Origin of the sequence: Streptomyces sp. GMY02, assembly GCF_019056675.1 — a bacterium.
Taxonomy (GTDB): domain Bacteria; phylum Actinomycetota; class Actinomycetes; order Streptomycetales; family Streptomycetaceae; genus Streptomyces; species Streptomyces odonnellii.
Genome location: NZ_CP077658.1, coordinates 7,695,861 through 7,715,752, shown reverse-complemented (window position 1 = coordinate 7,715,752; position 19,892 = coordinate 7,695,861). Strand labels below are relative to the sequence as shown.

Annotated in this window: 17 protein-coding genes; 11 read left to right on the top strand and 6 right to left on the bottom strand. The window is 72.3% G+C overall.

The window, feature by feature from the left end; all coding sequences use genetic code 11:
• The first annotated feature begins 87 nt into the window (after positions 1-87).
• The 9 genes from KQY30_RS32855 to KQY30_RS32815 all read left to right on the top strand — a co-directional run bounded on the left by KQY30_RS32855 (position 88) and on the right by KQY30_RS32815 (position 9,213).
• A complete protein-coding gene (locus tag KQY30_RS32855; protein WP_217310169.1) occupies positions 88-843 on the top strand; it encodes a CoA transferase subunit A in 756 nt (251 codons plus the stop codon).
• A complete protein-coding gene (locus KQY30_RS32850; protein ID WP_217310168.1) occupies positions 843-1,496 on the top strand; it encodes a 3-oxoacid CoA-transferase subunit B in 654 nt (217 codons plus the stop codon). The genes KQY30_RS32855 and KQY30_RS32850 overlap by 1 nt, the downstream gene beginning before the upstream one ends.
• 2 nt (positions 1,497-1,498) lie before the next feature.
• The gene (locus KQY30_RS32845) at positions 1,499-2,689 is read left to right on the top strand and encodes a thiolase family protein (RefSeq protein ID WP_217310167.1); all 1,191 of its coding nucleotides are present in this window, start codon (positions 1,499-1,501) and stop codon (positions 2,687-2,689) included.
• Positions 2,690-2,792: 103 nt separating this feature from the next.
• Complete coding sequence (gene pcaH, locus KQY30_RS32840) at positions 2,793-3,578, top strand: protocatechuate 3,4-dioxygenase subunit beta (protein WP_254407726.1); 786 nt, start codon at positions 2,793-2,795, stop codon at positions 3,576-3,578.
• Positions 3,578-4,183: a protocatechuate 3,4-dioxygenase subunit alpha gene (gene pcaG / locus KQY30_RS32835; protein ID WP_217310165.1), complete on the top strand. Its 606-nt coding sequence runs from the start codon at positions 3,578-3,580 to the stop codon at positions 4,181-4,183. The genes pcaH and pcaG overlap by 1 nt, the downstream gene beginning before the upstream one ends.
• Positions 4,167-5,738 (top strand): 3-carboxy-cis,cis-muconate cycloisomerase, encoded by a 1,572-nt coding sequence (gene pcaB / locus KQY30_RS32830; RefSeq protein WP_217310164.1) that lies wholly within the window; start codon positions 4,167-4,169, stop codon positions 5,736-5,738. Before pcaG ends, pcaB begins: the two co-directional genes overlap by 17 nt.
• Complete coding sequence (gene pcaD, locus KQY30_RS32825) at positions 5,735-6,913, top strand: 3-oxoadipate enol-lactonase (protein WP_217310163.1); 1,179 nt, start codon at positions 5,735-5,737, stop codon at positions 6,911-6,913. Before pcaB ends, pcaD begins: the two co-directional genes overlap by 4 nt.
• A 222-nt stretch (positions 6,914-7,135) precedes the next feature.
• Complete coding sequence (locus KQY30_RS32820; RefSeq protein WP_217310162.1) at positions 7,136-7,579, top strand: subtilase-type protease inhibitor; 444 nt, start codon at positions 7,136-7,138, stop codon at positions 7,577-7,579.
• 281 nt (positions 7,580-7,860) lie between these two features.
• Positions 7,861-9,213 (top strand): M14 family metallopeptidase, encoded by a 1,353-nt coding sequence (locus KQY30_RS32815; protein ID WP_217310161.1) that lies wholly within the window; start codon positions 7,861-7,863, stop codon positions 9,211-9,213.
• A 144-nt stretch (positions 9,214-9,357) separates the two neighbouring features.
• Here the strand turns inward: KQY30_RS32815 and KQY30_RS32810 are convergent, their stop codons facing one another.
• The 3 genes from KQY30_RS32810 to KQY30_RS32800 all read right to left on the bottom strand — a co-directional run bounded on the left by KQY30_RS32810 (position 9,358) and on the right by KQY30_RS32800 (position 13,680).
• A complete protein-coding gene (locus KQY30_RS32810) occupies positions 9,358-10,581 on the bottom strand; it encodes a homoserine O-acetyltransferase (RefSeq protein ID WP_217310160.1) in 1,224 nt (407 codons plus the stop codon).
• 5 nt (positions 10,582-10,586) lie between these two features.
• Positions 10,587-11,966: a bifunctional o-acetylhomoserine/o-acetylserine sulfhydrylase gene (locus tag KQY30_RS32805; RefSeq protein WP_217310159.1), complete on the bottom strand. Its 1,380-nt coding sequence runs from the start codon at positions 11,964-11,966 to the stop codon at positions 10,587-10,589.
• Between the two features lie 595 nt (positions 11,967-12,561).
• Positions 12,562-13,680 (bottom strand): Xaa-Pro peptidase family protein, encoded by a 1,119-nt coding sequence (locus KQY30_RS32800; RefSeq protein WP_254407435.1) that lies wholly within the window; start codon positions 13,678-13,680, stop codon positions 12,562-12,564.
• Positions 13,681-14,134: 454 nt separating this feature from the next.
• On the opposite strand from KQY30_RS32800, the gene KQY30_RS32795 reads away from it, so the two are divergent.
• Complete coding sequence (locus KQY30_RS32795) at positions 14,135-15,139, top strand: phosphotriesterase (RefSeq protein WP_217310157.1); 1,005 nt, start codon at positions 14,135-14,137, stop codon at positions 15,137-15,139.
• 47 nt (positions 15,140-15,186) lie between these two features.
• Here the strand turns inward: KQY30_RS32795 and KQY30_RS32790 are convergent, their stop codons facing one another.
• From KQY30_RS32790 to KQY30_RS32780, 3 genes are all read right to left on the bottom strand, one after another.
• Positions 15,187-15,714, bottom strand: a complete 528-nt coding sequence (locus KQY30_RS32790; RefSeq protein WP_217310156.1) for a GNAT family N-acetyltransferase — start codon at positions 15,712-15,714, stop codon at positions 15,187-15,189.
• A gap of 78 nt (positions 15,715-15,792) precedes the next feature.
• Positions 15,793-17,316: a hypothetical protein gene (locus KQY30_RS32785; protein ID WP_254407434.1), complete on the bottom strand. Its 1,524-nt coding sequence runs from the start codon at positions 17,314-17,316 to the stop codon at positions 15,793-15,795.
• A gap of 263 nt (positions 17,317-17,579) precedes the next feature.
• Entirely contained in the window at positions 17,580-18,812 is a 1,233-nt protein-coding gene (locus KQY30_RS32780; RefSeq protein WP_367997457.1) for an ATP-grasp domain-containing protein, read from the bottom strand.
• A 551-nt stretch (positions 18,813-19,363) separates the two neighbouring features.
• Between KQY30_RS32780 and KQY30_RS32775 the strand changes: the two genes are divergently transcribed.
• Complete coding sequence (locus KQY30_RS32775; protein WP_254407433.1) at positions 19,364-19,843, top strand: hypothetical protein; 480 nt, start codon at positions 19,364-19,366, stop codon at positions 19,841-19,843.
• The last annotated feature ends 49 nt before the right edge of the window (positions 19,844-19,892 follow it).

Below are 19,892 nucleotides of genomic sequence, written 5' to 3'. Positions count from 1 at the left end.
CGTGCCGGGTGCACGCACACTCAGGGACGGCAAGTGAGTGAACTGTAGTTCATTGTGCGAACAATGCGAAGCGCGGGGAGTCCTTCCATGGACAAGGTCACACAGTCCGCGGCCGAAGCGGTCCGTGACATCGCGGACCACGCGTCGCTCGCCGTCGGCGGTTTCGGCCTGAGCGGGGTGCCCGCCGTTCTGATCGAGGCGGTGCGCGCCCGGGGCGTACGCGGGCTGAGTGTGGTCTCCAACAACTGCGGGGTGGACGGCGAAGGGCTCGGGCTGCTGCTGGCCGAGGGCCGGATCTCACGGGTCACCGGTTCGTACATCGGCGAGAACAAGGAGTTCGCCCGCCAGTACCTCGGCGGCGAACTGGAGGTCGAGCTGGTCCCGCAGGGCACGCTCGCCGAGCGGCTGCGCGCCGGCGGCTGCGGCATCCCCGCCTTCTACACCCCGGCCGGTGTCGGCACCCAGGTCGCCGACGGCGGACTGCCCTGGCGCTATGCGCGGGACGGCTCGGTGGCGGTGCGCTCGCCCGCCAAGGAGGTCCGGGTGTTCGGCGGGCGCGACCATGTCCTGGAGTACGGCATCACCACCGATTTCGCGCTGGTACGGGCGGCCAGGGGCGACCGGCACGGCAATCTCGTGTTCGGCAAGGCCGCCCGCAACTTCAACCCGCTGGCGGCGATGGCCGGGCGGGTGACCGTCGCCGAGGTGGAGGAACTGCTCGAACCGGGGGCGCTGGACCCCGACTCGGTCCATGTCCCGGGGGTGTTCGTGCAGCGCGTGGTGCCGCTCACGCCCGAACAGGCCGGTGCCAAGCGGGTGGAGAAGAGGACGGTGAGGGCCTGATGGCCCGTACACGCGAGGAGATGGCCGCCCGGGCGGCGGCCGAGCTGACCGACGGCTCGTATGTGAACCTCGGGATCGGGCTGCCCACCCTGATCCCCGGCTTCCTGCCCGAGGGCGTCGATGTGGTCCTGCACTCCGAGAACGGGGTGCTGGGTGTCGGCCCGTACCCGACGGAGGAGGCGGTCGACCCGGATCTGATCAACGCGGGCAAGGAGACGGTCACGGTGCTGCCGGGCGCCGCGTACTTCGACTCGGCGCTCTCCTTCGGGATGATCCGCGGCGGCCATATCGACACGGCGGTGCTGGGCGCCATGCAGGTGTCGGCGGGCGGCGATCTCGCCAACTGGTCGGTTCCCGGGCGGATGATCAAGGGAATGGGCGGGGCGATGGACCTGGTCCACGGTGCCCGCCGGGTGATCGTGCTGATGGACCACACGGCGCGGGACGGTTCCCCGAAGATCGTCGAGAAGTGCACCCTGCCGCTCACCGGCAAGGCGTGCGTCCACCGGATCATCACCGATCTGGCCGTCATCGACATCACCGGCCGGGGGCTGGTCCTCGTGGAGACCGCGCCGGGTGTCGCACCCGAGGAGGTACGGGCCAGGACGGCCGCGCCGCTGCGCATACCGGCGTCCGACGAGAGCGAGGAGTAGGCATGTCCGGCCGACTGCGTGAGGTGTATGTCGTCGACGCCGTGCGGACCCCGGTCGGCGCGTACGGGGGCGCGCTGAGCGGCGTGCGCCCCGACGATCTCGCCGCCGGGGTGCTGCGCGCACTGCTCGCCCGTACCCCCGCGCTCGATCCCGCCCGTATCGACGACGTCTTCCTCGGCAACGCCAATGGCGCCGGGGAGGAGAACCGTGATGTCGCCCGGATGGCGGTTCTCCTCGCCGGGCTCCCGGTCACCGTGCCCGGCACGACCGTCAACCGGCTGTGCGGTTCGGGCATGGAGGCGGTGATCCAGGCGGCGCGCGCGATCGCCGTCGGCGACGCCTCCGTCGCGGTGGCGGGGGGTGTCGAGTCGATGAGCCGCGCGCCCTGGGTGGTACCGAAACCGGAGCGTGCCCTGCCCGCCGGACACCAGCAGATGTACTCGACCACTCTGGGCTGGCGGCTGGTCAATCCCCGGATGCCGGCGGAGTGGACGGTTCCGCTCGGTGAGGGCGCGGAACTGGTCGCCGACCGGTACGGCGTCGGCCGCGCCGAACAGGACGAGTTCGCGCTGGCCAGCCACCGGAAGGCGGCACGGGCCTGGCGGGACGGGCTGTACGACGCGGAGACCGTACCCGTCGACGGGGTGGACCTCGGGCGTGACGAGTCCATCCGCGACACCACCTCGGCGGAGGCGCTGGCCCGGCTGAAGCCGGTGTTCCGCGAGGGCGGCACCGTCACCGCCGGGAACTCCTCCCCGCTCAACGACGGCGCGGCGGCGCTCCTGCTCACCGACGAGGACGGTCTGCGGGCGACGGGCCGCGAACCGCTCGCCCGTATCGGCGCCTCGGCCGTCACCGGGATCGAGCCCCAGTACTTCGGCGCGGGACCGGTGGAGGCGGTGGAGCGCGCGCTGAAGAAGGCGGGCCGGGAACTCACCGATGTCGGTGTCCTCGAACTCAACGAGGCGTTCGCCGCCCAGGCGATCGCCTGCCTGGGCCAGTGGCCGGGCCTCGATCCGGCGGTCGTCAATCCGCGCGGCGGCGCCCTGGCCCTGGGCCATCCGCTCGGTGCCTCCGGCGCGCGGATCACCGGGGCCGTCGCCCATCAGCTCGCCGCCGCGGGGTCGGGCACCGGCCTCGCCGCGCTGTGCATCGGTGTCGGCCAGGGCCTGGCCCTCGTACTCGAAAGGTGATCCCGTGCCGCCTCCCGAATCCCTCGCCCCTTCCGAACCCGTCGCGCCTTCCGAACCCCTTGCCCCTTCAGAACCCCTCACACAGCACCGGATCAGCGCGGAGATAGCCGCGGCGCACAGGGCGGCGGCCGATGCCGTGGCCGGCGACGCGGACCGGCCGGCGCATCCCTGCCGGGACTTCGCCCCGTACCGCAGCAGTGTGCTGCGCCATCCGAAGCGGCCGCTGGTACCGATGGGCGCGGACCCGGAGGCCGCGGAGCTGTACGGACCGGTGTTCGGCGTGACCGATGTGACGGAACTCGACGCGGATCTGACCCGGCAGCACCACGGCGAACCGCTCGGGGAGCGGATCACCGTGACCGGGCGGGTGCTCGACCGGGCGGGACGGCCCGTACGCCGTCAGCTCGTGGAGATCTGGCAGGCCAACGCCTCGGGGCGGTACGCGCATCAGCGCGACCAGCACCCGGCGCCGCTGGATCCCCATTTCACCGGTGTGGGACGGTGTCTGACGGATGATCAGGGGCGCTATCTGTTCACCACGGTCAAGCCCGGCGCGTATCCCTGGCGCAACCATCTCAATGCCTGGCGGCCCGCGCACATCCACTTCTCGCTCTTCGGCACGGCCTTCACCGAGCGGCTGGTGACCCAGATGTACTTCCCGGGCGATCCGCTCTTCCCGTACGACCCGATCCTCCAGTCGGTGACCGATCCGGCGGCGCGGGAACGGCTGGTCGCGGCGTACGACCACGAGCTGTCCCGCCCAGAGTTCTCGCTCGGCTACCGGTGGGACATCGTGCTCGACGGCCCGGCCGCGACGCTCTCCGAGGCCGCGCTGTCGGCGGCCGTGGTGTCAGACGCCGCGCTGCCGGGATCCGGGGAGGACCGCTGATGCCGCGCCCGACTCCTTCCCAGACCGTCGGCCCGTTCTACGGCTATGCCCTGCCCTTCCCGGGCGGCGGCGAGGTGGCGCCCGCAGGGCATCCGGAGGCGCTCACCGTGCACGGGTACGTGTACGACGGCGGGGGCGCCCCGGTGCCCGACGCGCTGGTGGAGACCTGGCAGGCGGCGCCGGACGGCTCGCTCGCCGGGCGCCCCGGATCGCTCCGCCGCGATCCGGTGACCGGCGGCTTCCTGGGGCGCAACGGCGTGGACTTCACCGGTTTCGCGCGGGTGGCCACGGACGCGGACGGGCACTGGGCGGTACGGACGCTTGAGCCGCCGAGCGGACGGCCGTATCTGGCGGTGTGCGTGTTCGCGCGGGGGCTGTCGCACCATCTGTTCACCCGGGCCTATCTGGGCGCTCCGGCCTCCTCGGACACGCTGCTGTCGGCGCTGCCCGAGGAACGCCGGACCACGCTGATGGCCCGTCAGGAATCCGAGCGGGTCCACCGCTTCGACATCCGGCTCCAGGGCGAGAAGGAGACGGTCTTCCTTGATTTCACCACCTCCGACACCTCCGACACCTCCGGCCGGCGGCATGAACCCGATCGATGAGCACGGCGGCGCGGACGGCGCGCTGCTGGCGCCGGTACGGGCCGGCCGCGCCGCCGAGGCGGCCACCGGCGACCGGGCGGTCCTCCAGGCGATGCTCGACGCCGAGGCCGCGCTGACCCGCGCCCAGGCCGCGGTCGGACTCGCCCCGGAGCGCGCGGCACGTACGGTCACCGCGGCGGCCCGCGCCGAACGGTTCGGCATACGGTCGCTCGCCCTGCGCGGCCGGGCCGACGGCAACCCGGTCATCCCGCTGGTCGCCGATCTCACCCGCGCGGTGGCCGAACTGGAGCCGGAGGACGCCGAGTTCGTCCATCGGGGCGCGACCAGCCAGGACATCGTGGACACGGCGCTCATGCTGGTCGCGGTACGCACACTGGACCTGATCACGGCCGATCTGGAGCGCACCGCCGACGTGCTGGGCGCGCTGGCGGCCGGGCACCGTGACACCGTGATGGCGGGCCGCACCCTCACCCAGCACGCGGTTCCCACCACCTTCGGGCTGAAGGCGGCGGGGTGGCGGTCGCTGGTGCTGGACGCCCGTGACCGGCTCGTGGTGGTACGGGCATCGCTGCCCGCGCAGCTCGGCGGCGCGGCGGGCACACAGGCGGCGTTCCGGGCCGCCGCCGACGGGGATCCGGGCGTGGAGCGGGCGCTGACGGCCGCGTTCGCGCACGAGACGGGGCTCGCCGAGCCGACGCTGCCCTGGCATGTGCTGCGTACCCCGGTCGCCGACCTCGGCGGGGCACTGGCCTTCTGCGCGGGCGCGCTGGGGAAGATCGCGGCGGATGTGCTGGTGCTGTCCCGTACGGAAATCGGCGAGGTCGCCGAGGGAACGGGCGGGGCCTCCTCGGCGATGCCGCACAAGCACAACCCCGTACGGGCGGCTCTGATCGCGTCCGCCGCCCGCCAGGTCCCCGCCCTCGCGGCCGTCCTCTTCGGCTCCCTGGCCGCCGAGGACGAACGCCCGGCGGGCGCCTGGCACGCCGAGTGGCAGCCCCTGCTCGACGCGCTGCGCCTGACCGGCGGCGCGGCCGGGACGGCGGCGGAACTCTCCGCCGGCCTGCGGGTCTTCCCAGCCCGTATGCACGCGAACCTGTCCCTGACGGGCGGCCAGTTGCTCGCCGAACGCCTGACGGCCCACCTCACCCCCCTGCTGGGCCGCGCCACGGCGAGGGACCTGCTGGCAGCGGCGTCCCGGCGGGCGACGGACGAGGGCAGGGACCTGGCCGAGACGCTGGCGGAGGACCCGCGGGCGAGCAACGTGCTCTCCCCGGAGAAGCTACGGGAGCTGACCGTCCCGGAGACCTATGCGGGCGCGGCGCCCGACCTGACGGACCGGGCGCTCAGCCGCCCGACGCGCTCCGGCCAGGACCGGGACCGGGCGCCGGACCCCGGTCGGGATGCTGTCCAGTTCCCTCTGGACGCCCCCGGCCGGGACCTCGACCGCGCCCCCGACCAGACGGACGGTCGGCACCGCGAGCCGGCTCATGACCGTGGGCCCGGCCCGGCCGATGGCCGTCGTCCCCGCCCGACCCCCGACCAGGACCTCCCATGACTCCTCGCCTTCACCACCGTGTCGACGGCCCCGCCGACGCGCCCGTGCTCGTCCTCGGCCCCTCCCTCGGGACGTCGCTCGGCGTCTGGGAGCCCCAGATGGCCGGTCTGGCGGCGCGGTTCCGGGTCGTACGGTGGGATCTGCCCGGGCACGGCCGCTCCCCCGCCTCGCTTCTCCCCGCCGGAAGCAGCGTGGCCGGCCTCGGGCAGCTCGTGCTCGACCTGGCCGACTCGCTCGGGGCGGACAGCTTCGCGTATGCGGGGATCTCGTTGGGCGGGGCTGTCGGGGTCTGGCTCGCGGCGCGTCGTCCCCGGCGGGTTTCGTCGCTCGCGCTGGTGTGTTCCTCGGCGCACTTCGGCGGGGCCGGGCCATGGCGTGAGCGCGCGGCGCTGGTTCGTACCGGAGGCACCGAACCACTGGCCGGCACCGCTCCCGGACGCTGGTTCACCCCCGGGTTCGCCACCAGCGGCGACGCGGCCGTGGAAGCGCTCGTGGCCGATCTGCGGGCCGCCGACCCCGAGGCGTACGCCGTCTGCTGCGAGATCCTCGCCGGCCTCGATCTCCGCGACGGCCTCGGCCTGATCGACGCGCCCACCCTGGTCGTCGCCGGCCGCGACGATCCGGCCACCCCGCCCGCCCACGCACGCGAACTCGCCGACGGCATCCGTGACGCCACGCTCGTCGAGCTGCCCCGCGCCGCGCACCTCGCGGGTGTCGAGCGGCCCGGTGCCGTACTCGACGCGCTGCTGTCCCATCTGGGCCGACCGCCTGCGGACCCGCAGGACCGGTACGCGGCGGGCATGGCCGTACGCCGCGAGGTCCTCGGTGACGCCCACGTCGACCGGGCGATCGCCGCCACCACGCCCTTCACCGCCCGTTTCCAGGACTTCATCACCCGCTACGCCTGGGGCGAGATCTGGACCGGCGGCACCCTGGACCGCCGTACCAGGAGCTGTATCACCCTCACCGCGCTGGTCGCGGGCGGCCACCGGGACGAACTCGCCATGCATGTACGGGCCGCCGTACGCAATGGCCTCACGCCCGAGGAGATCGGCGAGGTACTGCTCCAGTCGGCCGTGTACTGCGGGGTGCCGGCCGCCAACTCGGCCTTCGCCGCCGCCGACCGGGTCCTGAGAGACCTCGCCGAAGAGCGCGCCGAGGACGAAGGGCACTGACGCGCACCACCGCCGGTGTCACCGGCACGCGCCCCGGCAGGTCCGCCATCCGCGCGGCACATCGCACACCGGACCGCGCGCAGCAGATCCAATCGGGTGACCACCATTTGCAGCCATGGCATCACACCGGGCGGCCGGACATGGTGGTGGTGCCACGCATTCACCGTCGGGGCGGGCCAGACTGCCAGCGATTTACCGAACCTCGACCAAGGAGTATTCGCCATGCGGTCCATCGCAAGAGGTCTGGCGCTCGCTGCCACCACACTGGCGTTCAGCACACTGCCCTGCGTCGGCGCGGCGGGCGCTGCGGGCGGCGCAGGGACCGGTGCGGGGAGCGTGTACGCGCCGTCCGCCCTGGTACTCGGTGTCACCGCCGGAGAGAGCGCCGCCACCGGTACGGTGCTGCGCGCCGTGACCCTGAGCTGCGCGCCCACGGCGGGCGGCACCCACCCGGACGCGGCCGGCGCCTGTGCCGAACTACAGTCCACTCAGGCCGAGTTGGACTCCATCACCACCCGCGGCTCACGCGCGGTGTGCAGCAAGGAGTGGAACCCGGTGACGGTGACCGCCGAGGGCGTGTGGGAGGGGAAGCGCTACTCGTACGTCCACACCTTCGGCAACCCGTGTGCCAAGAACAGCGGAAGCGGCACCATCTTCGACTTCTAGAGCCCCGGGAGGGGCGAAGGGGGCGGGGGAGGCTCCGGAGGGGCCGGGGCGGTGGCCGGGATGGTGGCCCGGGATGGTGGCCGGGATGGTGGCCGGGATGGTGAGCGGCGGAAGGACACGGGGGCGTCGTGCACCATGCCCGGCCGCCCCGCCGCATTCGCGCTCTTGACCGGCACATGTCATGCCCTCAGGATGACCCCGGACGGCCCCAGTTCCGCTGTCCCGCACACAGGGCGCGTCGCGGCACAACCCCCCACTCACCTCCACACCCGGGAGACTCCATGCGGCTCCGAACACGTGGAAGCGGCGGCACCGGCCGCAGAAGGACGGTGACCCTGGCCGCCCTGCTGGCCCTGGCCCTCGGCGTCACCGCCACGGCCACCAGCGCCGACTCCACTCCCCCGTCGCCCGCCGCCGAGGCAGCGGCGGCCGACGAGGCCATCAAGCAGTACGAGATCCGGATGCACTCCACCTCGGCGACCCGCACCGCGCTCGCCAGGACGGGAGTGACGATCGACGAGTCGGACAGCGAGAGCGTGGTCGTCTCGGCCGACCCCGCGCAGGCGAGGAAGCTCCGCGCGCTGGGCTACGACCCCACCCCGCTGGGCGCCGTCCCCGACCGTACGCTGGACGGCGTCATCGAGCCGTTCGACTTCCCCTCCGCCGACTCCAGATACCACAACTACGCCGAGATGACGAGCGAGATCAACACCGTCATAGCGGCGAACCCCGGTCTGGTGAGCCAGCGTGTGATCGGCACCTCGTACCAGGGCCGGAACATGGTCGCGATCAAGATCAGCGACAATGTCGCCACCGACGAGAACGAGCCCGAGGTCCTCTTCACGCACCATCAGCACGCGCGTGAGCACCTCACGGTGGAGATGGCGCTGTATCTGCTCAAGGAGCTGACCTCCGACTACGGCACCGACTCACGGGTCACCAACCTGGTGAACAGCCGGGAGATCTGGATCATCCCGGACCTCAACCCGGACGGCGGCGAGTACGACGTGGCGACCGGCTCGTACCGGAGCTGGCGCAAGAACCGGCAGCCCAACTCCGGTTCCAGCGCGGTCGGTACGGACCTCAACCGCAACTGGGCCTACCGCTGGGGCTGCTGCGGCGGTTCGTCGGGCAGCGCCTCCTCGGACACCTACCGGGGCAGCGCCGCCGAGTCCGCGCCCGAGGTGAAGGTCGTGGCGAACTTCGTGCGCAGCCGGGTCGTCGGCGGTACGCAGCAGATCAAGGCCGGTATCGACTTCCACACCTACAGCGAACTGGTGCTCTGGCCCTTCGGCTACACCACGGCGGACACCACGACCGGTATGACAGTGGACGACCGCAACGCCTTCGCGACCGTCGGGCAGAAGATGGCCGCGAGCAATGGCTACACCCCGGAGCAGGCCAGTGATCTCTACATCACGGACGGCTCGATCGACGACTGGCTGTGGGGGACGTACAAGATCTTCTCGTACACCTTCGAGATGTACCCGTCGTCGAGTTCGGGCGGCGGTTTCTACCCGCCCGACGAGGTGATCGACCGCGAGACCAGCAGGAACCGGGACGCGGTGCTCCAGCTTCTGGAGAACGCGGACTGCTTCTACCGCTCGATCGGCAAGGAAGCGCAGTACTGCTGATCCGGCATCTCGGATCCGGCACCGCTGTCCGACGCCGCTGATCGGCACCTTGGATCCGGCCCTGCGCGATGGCACCACTGATCCGGCACAGAGAAGGGGCGCTCCCGCCGTCGGCGGGGGCGCCCTGTTGCCTGTGCGGCACTGTCACCCGGTCCGCGGGCGCGGCGGGCCGGTCCTGCCGGTCAACTCCCTTACGAGCGCGCCGACCTGTTCCGTCTCGATGAGGAAACCGTCGTGCCCGTACGGCGATTCGATCACGCGCAGGCGGTCCGCGTCCGGGATGCCCGCGGCCAACTCCGCCTGCTGGGACGGCGGATAGAGCCGGTCGGAGTCGACGCCCGCCACGAGTGTCGGCGCGGAGATCCGGCGCAGTGCCGCCCGGACACCACCCCGGCCGCGCCCGATGTCATGGGTGTTCATGGCGTCGGTGAGGGCAATGTAGCTGCCCGCGTCGAAGCGCCGTACCAGCTTGGCGGCATGGTGGTCGAGATACGACTCGACCTGGTAGCGGCCGCCCTGCCAGGGGTCCTCCGTACCCTGCGGGTCGCGGCCGAAGCGGACATGGAGTTCGGGCTCGCTGCGGTAGGTGACATGGGCGAGCCGGCGGGCCAGTCCCAGCCCGGTGTGCGGGCCGCGCCCCGGTCCCGCGTCGTGGTAGTCGCCGCCGCGCCAGAAGGGGTCGGAGCGGATCGCGCGCGCCTGGATGGTGGCCCAGGCGATCTGCTCGGCGCTGGCGCTCGCCGTGGTGGCGAGCAGCATCAGCGCGCCCGTGCGCCCGGGGTGGGTGACGGCCCACTCCAGGGCGCGCATACCGCCCATGGAGCCGCCGAGCACCAACGCCCAGCGTTCGATGCCCAGTTGATCCGCGAGACCGGCTTCGGCCGACACCTGGTCGCGCTGTGTCAGCCGGGGGAAGGCCGAGCCCCAGGGCCGCCCTTCGGGGTTGGCCGAGGACGGTCCCGTACTGCCCTGGCAGCCGCCCAGCACATTGGGCGCGACAACGAACCAGTGGTCGGTGTCCAGGGCCCGGCCCGGCCCGATCAGCGCGTCCCACCAGCCGGGGGTGGGATGGCCGGGTCCGGCCGGGCCCGCGGCATGGCTGTCGCCGGTGAGGGCGTGCAGGACCAGTACGGCGTTGGAGGCGTCGGCGGCGAGATGTCCCCAGGTCTCGTACGCGATACGGATCTCCGGCAGCTCGCCGCCCGCCTCCAGCGCCAGGGGCCCGGCCCGTACCCACCACTGGCGCCGCCCCGGCGGATCCCCCTCCCGCCAGGCACCGGTGGCCGGCGGAAGGGGAAGGGCACCGGATACGGGCCCCTGGCGCGACGGCTCGGGCGGCCCCTGCGTCCCCCGATCCGTGTCCGTCACGCCGTTCAGGACACGCCCTTCGCCGCGCGGAAGCCCGCCTCCAGATCCGCCTTGAGGTCCGCGAGATTCTCGATGCCGACCGACAGCCGCACCAGCCCCGGCGAGGTGCCCGTCGCCGCGAGCTGCTCCGCGTCGAGCTGGCTGTGCGTGGTCGAGGCCGGGTGGATGATCAGGCTCCGTACATCGCCGATATTGGCGAGATGGCTGAACAGCTCCACCGCGTCGACGAAACGCTTGCCCGCCTCGACCCCGTCGCGCAGCTCGAACGCCAGCACCGCGCCCGCGCCACGCGGAAGGTACCGCTGCGCGGCGTCGTGCCAGCGGTTCGACTGGAGCCCCGGGTAGTGGACCGCCGCGACCTCGTCCCGTTGCTCCAGCCACTCCGCGAGCGCCTGGGCGTTGGCCGAGTGCCGCTCGATGCGCAGCGACAGCGTCTCCACCCCTTGGAGCAGCAGGAACGCCGACAGCGGCGACAGCGCGGGGCCGATGTCGCGCAGGAGCTGCACCCGCAGCTTCGCCGCGAAAGCGCCGGGACCCAGGGCCGGCCAGTAGCGCAGTCCGTGGTAACTGGGGTCGGGTTCGCTGAAGTCCGGAAAGCGCTCGGCGTGCGCGCCGAAGTCGAAGGTGCCACCGTCCACGACGACCCCGGCGATGGTGGTGCCGTGCCCGCCGAGGAACTTGGTCGCCGAGTGGACGACGATGTCCGCGCCGTGCTCGATGGGCCGCAGGAGATAGGGAGTCGGCACGGTGTTGTCGACGATCAGCGGAATCCCCGCCGTGTGCCCGACGTCCGCGACACCCCGTACGTCCAGGACATTGCCGCGCGGATTGCCCAGGGTCTCGGCGAACAGCGCCTTCGTGTTCGGCCGGATCGCGGCCCGCCACGCGTCGAGGTCGTCGGGGTCGTCGACGAAGCCGACCTCGATGCCGAACTTCGGCAGGGTGTGCCGGAAGAGGTTGTACGTACCGCCGTAGAGGGAGGTGCTGGAGACGATGTGGTCGCCGGCCGAGGCGAGTGTGAGGATCGCCAGGGTCTCCGCCGCCTGCCCCGAGGCCAGTGCCACGGCGGCGACACCGCCTTCGAGCGCGGCGATCCGCTGCTCGAAGACGTCCTGGGTCGGGTTGTGGATCCGGGTGTAGATATTGCCCGGCTCGGCGAGCGAGAAGAGATCGGCCGCGTGCTGGGTGTCCCGGAACACGAACGAGGTGGTCTGGTAGACGGGCACCGCCCGCGCCCCGGTGGCGGGATCGGGCGCGGCGCCCGCGTGCACCTGCTTGGTCTCGAACGACCAGGCCGAGGTGTCGGGTCCGTCCGGGACGGATTCGGGCGTGTGCCCGGCGGTGACGGAGTCGATGGGCTCGCTGGACTCGCTGGACTGGCTCATGGTTCTCCCTGGTGCGGTACGGCGATGAAGTGCGGGCGCCCACGGGGTGCGGGGCGCCTGCGAGTACGGAGCGCGATGCGCCGACGGGCGCGCAGAAGACAGGGATACCGGCGCGGGACGGCGCACGGTGGCACGCCCCGCGCACGGCGCGGCGGAATCGGCGGAACGAGCGCTTCCGGCGGCGGATCGGTCGGACCACACAGATCAAGCCGATCAGCCTGATGAAGCCGATCAGCCTGATCCGGCGGATGCGGTGAACGCGGCGGATCCCGCGGTCTCAGCGGCCCGGGAAGCGGCGGCCGGCCGCCGGTGGCACGGCGTCAGCGTGCGGTGTGACAGCCCGTGCTGGTGACACGCCCGTAGTCCACGTGGCGGCGGGTCACAAGCCGGAGCGTCATGACGTCAGGTAACCACAGCGGAGCGCCGCGTACAACCACCCGTCCGGCGGTACGAACAGTCGCCCGCCGGAACGGGCCAGGGAGATCGGGCGGCCGGGCGGCTGGGCAGCCAGGCGGTCCGGCAGTCGGGCAGACGGGCAGACGGGCAGACGGGCAGACGGGCAGTCAGACGGTGGGCCGGTCGGCCTGTCAGCCAGTCACGGCAGGACGACGAGTTCGCGGCCGGTTCTGTTGAGCCGCTCCCCGCCGTCCTCGGCGCAGATCACGATGTCCTCGATCCGGGCCCCGTACCGGCCGGGCAGATAGATGCCCGGCTCGACCGAGAAGGCCATCCCGGGCTCCAGCGGAAGCTGGTTGCCCGCCACGATGTAGGGCTCCTCATGGCTCTCCAGTCCGATGCCGTGGCCGGTCCGGTGGATGAAGTACGGGCCGTACCCCGCCTCGGTGATCACATCGCGGCCGATCGCGTCGAGTTCATGGGCGCGCAGCCCGGGACGTACGGCGTCGGTCTGGGCGCGCTGGGCCCGCAGCAGCACCTCGTACAGCCGCAGGAACTCCTCGGGCGGTTCGCCGAGCGCGTAGACGCGGGTGGAGTCGGAGCAGTAGCCCTCCTCGGTGGTGCCACCGATGTCGACGACCACCGGATCGCCGGCCTCGACGACCCGGTCGGAGACCTCGTGGTGCGGGCTGGCGCCGTTGGGCCCGGAGCCGACGATCACGAAGTCCACCCGCACATGGCCCTCCGCGATGATCGCGTCGGCGATGTCCCGGGCCACCTCGCGCTCGGTACGGCCTGGCCGCAGCCACTCGCCCATCCGGGAGTGCACCCGGTCGATCGCCTGCCCGGCGCGGCGCAGGGCCTCCGCCTCCTCCGGGGTCTTGCGTGCCCGCAGCCCGTACAGCACCTGTCCGGCGAGCACCTGCTCGGCTCCGGGCAGGGCGGCGCGGAAGGCCAGTGCCTTCTCGGCCCACATACGGTTGTCCAGGGCGACCCGGGTGAGGGCGCGCGGGAGGCGCGCGGCGACCAGCGCGTACGGGTCGTCGGTCTCGTCCCAGCCGGTGATCCCGATCCCGAGGCTCCCGGCGGGCGACGCCTCGGCCGCGGGCTTCTCCAGGGCCGGTACGACGAGGAAGGGCTCGCCTGCGGCGTTTCCGGCGGGCAGGACGAGGCAGGTCAGGCGCTCCAGCGGGTGCGCGTCGTAACCGGTGAGATAGCGCAGATCGGCTCCGGGCGAGACGAGCAGGGCGTCGATACCGGCGGCGGACGCCGCCGCGCGGGCCCGGTCGAGGCGGTCTGTCCAGGAGCCTGCGGTCATCGGACGTGGTGTCATCTGCGGGCCTTCCGAGGCGGGTGGGGCGGAGGGGTGTACGGGAAGCATCTGAACGATCCATCCTCGGGGGCCGTCGGGCCAACCGTGATCCGGGGGCGCCACCCTCGCGTGCGCTGCGGGGGCGGGCACTGGAGAGCGCGCGGGCGGCGGTGCGGGAGTGCCGCCGGAGCAGGGGGCGCTTCGGCGCACCGGGTGGCGAGCGCGTATGCGTCAAGCGCCGGGAGCATGCGCCTTTTCAGCACCGGCGCGGCCGGGAAGTCTGTACCAGGGGTGCTCGTGAGCGCGCCGCGTCCCATCGGGGCGAGGTGTCCACGGCGGGCGGTCCCGCCGACGTACCGGCTGTGCCGTACGGCCGCCGAGCCATGCGGAGTCCGCCGATGCGAGTCCGTCCCCGGCGCGGCCGTGTGCCGCGCGCCCACGTGTGATGCGGGAGTCCGACATGCGGTTCGAAACCGTCTCCGCCACGGCCGAGGTGAACACCGTCCGTGGCCCTGTACCGGTCGGCGGTCTCGGCCGGGTCCTGATGCATGAGCACATCTTCGTCCTCAATCCCGAGTTCGTCACCAACCATCCGGAGCGGGCCGGGTTCCGGGAGTCCGAGGCGGTGCCGCGGGCCGTCAGGAGGCTGACGGACCTCGCCGCCACCGGTATCTCCACCATCGTCGACCCCACGGTGATCGGCCTCGGCCGTTCCATCCCGCGGATCCAGAAGGTCGCGGAGCAGGTCGGCCTCAACATCGTCGTCGCGACCGGGCTCTACACGTACGACGACGTCCCGCACTTTGTGAGCATGCGCGGGCCGGGCACCCTGCTCGGCGGTGACGAGCCGCTGGTGGAGATGTTCATCGCCGACATCGTCGACGGCATCGCGTACACCGGCGTGAAGGCCGGGATCCTGAAGTGCGCGACCGATGTGCCGGGGGTGACCCCCGGGGTGGAGCGGGTATTGCGGGCGGTCGCCCAGGCGCACCGGGCCACCGGGGTCCCGATCCTCACGCACAGTCACGCGCAGACCCGCCGCGGCACCGAGCAGCAGGATGTGTTCGCGGCCGAGGGGGTGGATCTGACCCGGGTGGTCATCGGGCACTGCGGCGACACCACGGATCTCGGCTATCTCATGTCGATCGCCGACCGGGGCTCGTATCTCGGCATGGACCGTTTCGGGCTGGATGTCTTCCTGCCGTTCGACCAGCGGGTGGACACGGTCGCCGCGCTCTGCGCCCGCGGCTACACCGACCGCATCGTGCTGGCGCACGACGCCAACTGCTACATCGACTGGCTTCCGATGCGCGATGTGCCCGTCCTGCTGCCGAACTGGCACTATCTGCACATCTCCCGCGATGTGCTGCCCGCGCTGCGGCGGCGGGGTGTGAGCGAGGAGCAGATCAACACGATGCTGATCGACAACCCGAGACGGATCCTCGAATGCAGCGGGCCGTACTGAGCCCGCCGCGGGGGCGGTTCGAGCACCGGCGGCGCGAACAGCGGTGCTCAGTCCCGGAGTTCGCCCTCCAGCAGGCCCATGGTGAACATGTCGTACCACTGTCCGTCGCGCCGGAAGACCTGGCGCAGCCTGCCCTCGTCGACGAACCCGACCTTCTGGTAGACCCGGTGGGCGGCGTGGTTCTCGGTGACGACGGTCAGGGTGATCTTGTGCAGCCGCATCTTGTCGAAGCCGTACCGGCAGACCGTCCGCATCGCGTCGGTGGCGAATCCGCGGCCCCAGTACTCCTTCTCACCGAGATAGATGTCGAGTTCAGCGCATCCGGTCTCGGGCTCGGCGTCCCGCAGGCGGATCAGGCCGATGAGCCGGGTGTCCTCGCGCACTTCGATACCGAGGAGGACATCGCCGTACGTATTGCGGGGGCGCTCCTCCAGCCACTTCTCGACCCGTTCCGGGTTCTGGGCGTAGCCGTCGCTCATCCAGCGCATGACCTCGGGATCGTGGTTCCAGCGCCAGAGGGCCCCGGCGTCCGACCGCCGCATGGCCCGCAGTGTGACGAGATCTCCGAGCACCATGGCCGCCGGCCCTCCCCGTTGTTGTGTTGACCGGCTGCTGCCGGGTCAGCCAGTGGTAGCACGGGCCGGAATCGGCGCTCAACCGGATAAGCGGCTCCCCGCGGTGGGTTGGGCGGAGGGGGCCAGACAGGCACGGAGGCCGGGCAGGCCCGGCAGATCCGGGAGGCGCCGGACCCGCCAGCCGGCCGCGTACGCGGGTGGCGGGTCCTCGCCCGCCACCACGACGGCCACCGGCCGCTCATGTGCGGCTTCGACGAGGCCTGCGGGAGTAATGCTGCGGTCGTGGCCGCCGGTCTGCCGGGACGCGCAGCCCGCGCGGAAGGCGATACGGACGGCCTCCGTGCCGCTGACCACACAGGGCGGCCGGACCCCCTGCCGCGCCAGCTCCGCCGCGACCCGCCCGAACGCCACCCGGCTCTCGCGGCCGCGCGCGGCGACGGCGGAGAGGACCGCGTACTGCACCGCGAGATGCCCGGCCAGCGCCACGGCGAGAACACTCACCACCAGAAGGCGCGGGCGTACGGCCGAGCAGAGCCAGGTCAGGCACTGCGCCACCGGCAGGGACAGCAGCGCGTAGGCGGGCAGCAGGAAGCGGGGTGCGGCATAGCCGATCAGCAGCAGGTACGGAACGGCCGTGGTCAGCGCGGTCAGTGCGGGCAGCAGGACGACGGGCAGCCGGCGGAGGCGGGCGGCGGCCAGCACACCGCCCGCGGTGAGCAGCGGAAGGACGAACCACCAGACGGCGGTGACCGGCCGCCGCCAGGGCTCGTCGCAGGGGCGGCACAGCAGCCGCCCGTCGAGTGCGCGCACCTGGTCGTCGAAGGCGAGATGCCAGCCCAAGTGGCCCTGGATCTCGCTGGCCCTGCGGAGCCGTGCGAGCAGACCGCCGAAGTCGGTGTACGCCTCGACGACCCACTGCGTACAGCCCAGCGCCGTACCGGCGACGAGCACCAGCAGCAGGGCGGGCCGCCGCCACGCCGGGACCGCCAGCGTGGCGAGCCCGAGCGGCAGGGCGAGCCAGAGGGCGTCCGAGGGGCGCATGAGCGCGACGAACGCCATTGCCCCGGCGAGTCCCGCCAGGGCGGCGCGGTCGGCCCGGTCGCGCGCGGCCCGCAGGAAACAGCCGACGGCGCAGAGCGACCCGAGGGCGGCCCAGAGATTGGGCATGGCCTGCGGGCCGTAGATCACGGTGATCCACAGCCCGGCGAACAGTGCTCCGGCGACGGCGAGTACCGGTACGGGCAGCAGCCTGCGCCACACCCAGAGCGCGGCGAGAAGCCCGGCACCGGAGAGCAGCGCCAGATACACCCGCAGCGCCCCGACGGACGAGGTCAGCAGGGTGACGGGCGCGACGAGATAGGTGATGCCCCGGGCACGCGGTGCGCTGAAGAACGCGGCCTCCGCGTCCCGGGCGACCTGGCTGACGTACACGGTCTCGTCCCAGCCGAGCCCCGATCCCCGTACGACGAGCGCCAGTTGGACAAGGGTGTAGACCCCGGCGACGGCGGCCAGTAGTCCGAGGTCGCCCGCCGTCGAGCGGCCCTGCCCGGCCGGTGGCTCCTGTCCTCGCGGGCCGGACGCCACGGCCGAGGTCTCTGTCATACGGACCACGCTGCATCCGCCCCGCACGCCCCACCATCGGGACAGGGCACCCGGACGAACCTTCACCCAGGAACAGGTGAACAGGCCTTCATCTGCCATCCCCGGGACGGACGCCATGGGCCATGGAGCCAACGCCACGGAGGCGTACGACCCGCCTCCGGTGGCAGTACGGAGGGCGGGGGCGGGGCGGCGGAACCGTACCGCCCCCGCTTCCGGGCCGGAATCCCGGGCGTGCTCAGCCTCCGGCCCGCAAGCTCCGCCGCTCAGGCTCCGGCGGAGACAGGAGGTGCCAGGGACTGGACCGGTGACTGAGCCGCTGCCAGCAACTGGGCCGTTGGCTGAGCCAATTGCTGGAGCGGTGGCTGAGCCAGTTGTTTGACCGGTGGCCGGGCCGGGGTCAGGTCCATCACCGTCTCGGTGACGGCGATCCGGCCGCCCAGGCGCGGCGGCTCCAGCCGGCCGGGATCGCCCGTCAGAAGCAGACGGACGGCGGCCCACGGAAGGTTCACTCCGGCGAAGGCGGTCTGGAAGATCCCGGCGGAGGCCCGGGGGTTGGCTTCGAGCAGCATCGGCCGGCCGTGCCAGTGCCGCAGTTGGACATTGGAGAGATACGCGAGCCGGAAATGGCTCACCAGACGCCGGGCGATATCGGTCAGGGCAGGGGCGTCGAGGAGATGGCGGTAGCGGCCGTCCTTGGACCGGGCGACACAGGTGACCATGGCACCGCCCGGCGCCGAGAGACAGTCGATGCTCACCTCCGGGTCGTCGAGATAGGGCATCACGATGAACTCGGGCACCCGCTCGCCCTGCTCCACGGCATGGTCGAGCGCGTCGGCCACGGCGCCGAGTGAGGCGACGGGCCGTGCCGGTGCCAGCAGGTCAGTGATCCGGAGAGGGGTGTCGTCGAGGATGCGGAAGCCGAACGCGGAGAACTCCCCCGCGGGTTTGATGCAGGCGATGCCGCCCTCGTCGGCTATCTCCCGCGCCGCCGCGCGCAGCGCGTCGCCGTCGGAGACGATCCACCAGGGCGGTACGGGGACACCGATCGCCCGGGCCGCCTCGTACGTTCCGCTCTTGCTGGTCAGTACGGAGACGGCGGGGGCCGGCGAGCACATGAGCTTGGTGCCGAGCGCGGCGAACGCGTCCGCGTAGGGGGCGAGCGCGTCCAGTCGACGGGGAGGGATGAGGACGTCGATGGCGTGCCGGCGGCAGAAGTCCAGGGCGAACTCGGCGTATGCCGCGTTGCTGACCCGGTGGGGTTCGACCTCGCTCACGTCGCAGACCGAGAGAGCGGGAGCGTGCCGGCTGATGTTGGTGCCGTAGATACGGACATCGGTGGCGTCGGGGTTCTCACGCAACATCCGGGCCACCTCGGTGGCGGCGACCCCCGCGCTGCTGAGCCAGATGCGAAGTGCGATCGGGAACGCTCCTCTCGACACAGGGCGACATGGCCGCGAGGCATACGGAACCAGGCCGGGCAGACTCACCGGTGCCATGACTCCACGGCCTGCGCGGCTGTGCGCAATCGGAATGTGTAGAGCGGATGATAGCCCGTTTGGGCTGGGGTTTTTCACGCTGCCGGGTGAGAAGATCCCGGTCCGCGCGAGGTCGGTCCTGGGGCGGAGCCGGCCGCGCGGGAAGGTGCGCGGCAAGGACGGCGGGCCGCGGGCACGGCCCGCCGGGACCTGCCCGTCGCGGCGCCGTTCCATCCGGCTTGTTTCCGCCGTTGTCCGGATCTCGCCCGTAGCCGACCGAAATCAGCCTGAAATCCGACCAGAAACGACCGGAGCCGGACTCCAAGCGACCGGCACCGGAGGTGACCGGTTCGCGCTCACGCCGCGGTGGTGCTACTCACCGGGCGGAGACGAGGGGGTTCATCGACCACTGGACGGCGGCACCGCTTTGCGCCACGCGTTCGCGTTGGGGAACTGGAGCCGTGCCGGAGGGCGAACAGGGCCGCTGCGGGGTGCTGCCGGGCACCCGCTCCGCGCCTGCCGCTAGAGTGCGATGCTTGTTCGATTCGCCGCGGGGCGGAGGGGGAGGGGTTGTGAGCGCACAACTGAGGGACATCGCCGGGGAGTTGGCGGAGGTGTTGTGGCGGGAACACACCGTGTACCGGGAGCGGTCCGGCGGTGTGGTCATCCGGGGTGAGCATGTGCGGCGCTGGATCAGCCTCGCTCCGGCGGGCGGCCGGGACGAGGTCCTCGTACGCGCGGGACGCATCCTGGACGGCGGCACCACCGCTCCGGCGCGCTCGGAGGCCGTGGTGCCCCTCTCCGCCGGTACGGGCGTGCTCGCCGCTGCCTGCCGCCGGCTGCTCGCCGAGACGGCGGCCGACGCGTCGCCGGTCGCTCCGGGACGGACAGTGCCCAAGCGGTCCGGCCGATCCAGTCGATCCGCGCGGTCCGGGAAGGCCCCGCGGCGCGGAGGCAGTGGGAAACACACCAGTTTCGGTTCCTGGGTGATCCTCGCCTGCATCGCCGGTGTGATCGCGCTGTTCGTCTACAGCACCGCGACGCGCGGCTGACCGAACCGGCTCCCCCGGCACCTGCTTCCTCCCGCTCTTGGCGGCGGCG